Here is a 3,655-nt window from a genome sequence, read left to right as displayed (position 1 = left end):
CGTCTCGCCATAGTAGTCATTCTGGTTCATCTCCTTATGCGGGTTGGGTTCCCACACACAAACCATCAGACACTCTCCAGTATGAGCAACAGAGCGCGCTCAAAACGTTAGGGCGCGCACGCGCAAACGAGCACCGGGACGTGGCAATCACACGGGGAAAGGAAGTCGCAGGCGTAACTTCCACAGCAACGCTAAACCACAAAGGGTTTAACCACTGATGTGGACAACTTATGACACGCCATTCTTTTACAGAAAAGGCGACATCTCATAGAGGGATAGAACCGTACGCACTTAGCTCATCTGTCAACCCTAAATCCAGAAAAATAACTCTCTAGGTAAGAGATATCCGTTTTCACTTCATCTGTAGAAAACATTATAACTGTGTAATACAATGCCTTTCGGACACACGAACATACTTCTACGCCAAAGTGTCTCTCCAGTCAGTTCTACCCAAAGGAAACCAAATGACCACTGTCATTGACCGCTCTGCACCTACTACTGAAATGCCAGCTCTCGCCTCTTCACCTCTGGGCGCATACTATTTTCCATATCTGCTTAGCGCAAAGGACCGCTTTGACCAAGCATTGCTCCGCTACGACGCTTGGTACGTGGTGCTCGTTGCAGTACTCCTCGCCCTAGGCACCGTCCTCCTAGCAGGTATGGCTGTGTGGTGCGTAACGAAAGGTCACGGCAAATTCACCGGACACTGGAAATGGGTAGAGTGGGGATTTTCAGTCAACATGGAATGCGAGCGCTAATCCACTCTAACGACTAATGCTCACTACATCATCAATCACCTACTACTACGCTGGCAGCTCTTCTCCAGCTATCAATGACATAAGCTTCGAGGTTGCCTCCAGCGGAGTAGTAGGTCTTGTTGGTTCAAATGGATCCGGGAAGAGCACTTTGCTAAAAATGCTTGCCGGAATCCTCACCCCCAGTACCGGGACAATCAGCCTATCCGGATTGCCCCCTGCCTCGCGGGAGGCAAAGCAGAATACTCTGCTCCTAACCGGCAATGAAAACCTCCCTGATTTCCTAACCGGACTAGAATTAATAAAATTTTATTCTTCGCTATACCATCAGCCAGTTGACTCTCAAAAACTAGACGACTTACTTCAGAGATATCAACTATCTGGACAAATTAGCTCTCTTATTGAAGACTACTCCCACGGAATGAAAAAGAAGCTCCAATTCATCTGCGCTCTTTTAATGAGCAGGGATTTAACTATCCTAGATGAAACACTCAATGGTGTTGATTTTCAGTCCCTTCGCTTAGCGAAAGAAGACCTGTCTAATTTATCGCGTGATAAAACAGTCATTCTATGCACCCATGACAATTTTCTCACTGAAGACCTTGCTGACCGATACCTAGGTTTAAAAGATGGACGGCTGCTACGCGACGTTACCTATACTGAAATGTCAAACCAATACGGCAGCCTTACTTCTCTTCTCGAAAACCTCGTAGAGGAGGGAAACAGGTGACAGTCGTTCAGGAAACACTATCTATAAGCAGGTTTTTCAGAACTTTCCTGATTAGAAGAATGCTCTCCCTCGGCATTCTGCGATACCGAGGGACGCGAATACTGTTGGCGTTCCTCGGGACCACCCTCTTAATAGTGCTGGCCACCATCGGCTACCTCTTTTACAGAGGGTCGGATAAAGTTAAGCATATAGACACATTAGTCTTAGACCTAGCCAATCTGACACTCCCCCAATGGGTCTTTATTGGCTTTATTGTGGTAAGACTACTTTTTCTCAAATCATCAAATATGCTCTCTCTAACTGAGAGCCTTCCCGTTACAGACCACCAGCGTTCGGTTGCCCTTTTCATAAATGAATTAGTATTTATCGCGGGAATTCTGATAATCATATTCTTTTCTTCTATCGCACCCCTGCCATTTGTTTTTGGGATAGAAGTATCTAGCCAAGTGGCTACTTCTATCGTTTTTCCCGCAGCCACACTAGTGGTTGGACTTGCCTTCATCTACAACATACTGACTTGGGGTTTTTCTGTAATCCGGCTGGAAAGAATAAAAGACATATTAGCAATTTGCGTATTGCTAATACTCGCTGGATTATCTCAGATTGGAATGACGACGAAAGTCGCTAGAATTACCTCAGCATTCCAATCTGGGAACAGAGCATTCCTGTGGAGTGATACCTACACCTGGATTTCGGAAAAGTATGGCTTTTTCATTTGCTCCCTGACGGCTGTTATCTCATGTATTTTTCTATTAACAGCAGCAACCCTAACAAGCGGAGCGCTCTTCACCAGACAAAAAGAGTACATCCTTACTAGAACGCCCTCTAAAGGAGACTTAAGTAATCCGTCTACTATTCGCCAAACCCTCTTTAAGTCTTACCTCCTTAGTTTTTTAAGAGCGCAAGAAACTTGGATTACTCTAATATTCGCGCTGGGAGGTTATATTCTTCTCATTATTTCTCAGTCTATCCCCCCCATTCTAGTCGGAGAAATAATTTCGTTCCTAGGAATCTATGCCTACTCATCAACAAGTCCGCTACGCAAATTTCCATCTCTTAAGGTACGCCCCGTTGAGGTCTACCTCTTCCTTTGCTTATCTTTGTTAAGCATATCTATTCCGTTTGTACTCGTTTTCTTTATAGGATTTTGGGCCATTGGGGGGGACAACACTACGGGACTAATTAGCGTAATTGGCTGTATTGGGACTATTCCACTAACTACAACTTTAGGGATTATTCTTCCCTCCGAAAAAGACAATCCTCTTGCAATTATAACTGGTATAGCCATCGCTGCTATATCTGTAATATTCTTTGTCTTAGGGCTTTCCGTGTTTTCCCTTCCCCCCTGGGGGTGGGCAATCGCCACGCTACTTTTCCTTCTAAGCGTAGCGTCAGCCGGAATAATCGAAATAAAGAAAAATTCACTTCCAGACCATTAAGGAACAATAATGAAATTCTTTTCCACTGCGCTTGCCAGTCTTATCATCGCATTTTGCTTGACCGGCAGCGCGGCAGTCTTAACGATTCTCTATTTAGCGTTCTCAAATGACGCCGAAGAATTCAAAGCAACCGGCTTGTTCGATTCAGTCTTCTTCTCTTCCTCGGTAAACGAAAGAAACAATCTAGACGCGACCTTTGGAATCAATAGCCAGTTGAATTTGTTTATCATTTTCATGGCTCTTTTTATCTTCTCATTTATAACCATCTTGATTTTTCGCGCACTAACGCGATACAAGGAAAATTTAAAATCTTCCACTCGTGAATAGAAAAAATATAAACGCCAACGCGTTAATATCGCTGGCTGGAGAATTAACAGTTGCCATATGCCGCCAGATGTCCCCCTTGATAATTGTCTTGGCGGGGATAGCCCTACTGGCATCTACATTTGCCATCGCTTTTAGAGACACATCCCTTCTTCCTGTACTCACCTTTTCTCTAAAAGCATCCTTTTTTTACGCATTCCTTCCTTTCTGGACTCACGAAATGGGTCATATCGTTGCATCTTCAATATTTCTCCCTGAGGACCCCCCAAAGATAGAATCCACGCTCTTCCGCATATCAGTAGTTACTAAACAGCCAAAGCTTGCTCGAGATTGCGGTTACCCTCGAGTAGTGGACACCCTATTAGTACGGATCTTGTGTCCGTAGGAGAGGATGTTCATTGTGAGTT

The 3,655-nt window shown here is 44.6% G+C and carries 4 protein-coding genes; all 4 read left to right on the top strand.

The features are described 5' to 3' along the window. Positions 1-464 precede the first annotated feature (464 nt). From ABRP66_RS11510 to ABRP66_RS11495, 4 genes are read left to right on the top strand one after another with little or no spacing between them, the layout of a single operon-like run. A complete protein-coding gene (locus ABRP66_RS11510; RefSeq protein ID WP_284771346.1) occupies positions 465-758 on the top strand; it encodes a hypothetical protein in 294 nt (97 codons plus the stop codon). 16 nt (positions 759-774) lie between these two features. After that, on the top strand, positions 775-1,485 hold the full coding sequence (locus tag ABRP66_RS11505) for an ATP-binding cassette domain-containing protein (RefSeq protein WP_269954349.1): 711 nt from the start codon (positions 775-777) through the stop codon (positions 1,483-1,485). Then, entirely contained in the window at positions 1,482-2,924 is a 1,443-nt protein-coding gene (locus ABRP66_RS11500; RefSeq protein ID WP_284783789.1) for a hypothetical protein, read from the top strand. The genes ABRP66_RS11505 and ABRP66_RS11500 overlap by 4 nt, the downstream gene beginning before the upstream one ends. Positions 2,925-2,933: 9 nt before the next feature. Further along, entirely contained in the window at positions 2,934-3,251 is a 318-nt protein-coding gene (locus ABRP66_RS11495; RefSeq protein ID WP_284771349.1) for a hypothetical protein, read from the top strand. Positions 3,252-3,655: the final 404 nt, after the last annotated feature.

This window comes from Corynebacterium sp. KPL2680, assembly GCF_040225675.1.
Lineage (GTDB): Bacteria > Actinomycetota > Actinomycetes > Mycobacteriales > Mycobacteriaceae > Corynebacterium > Corynebacterium rhinophilum.
This window is presented reverse-complemented; position numbering and strand designations above follow the sequence as displayed.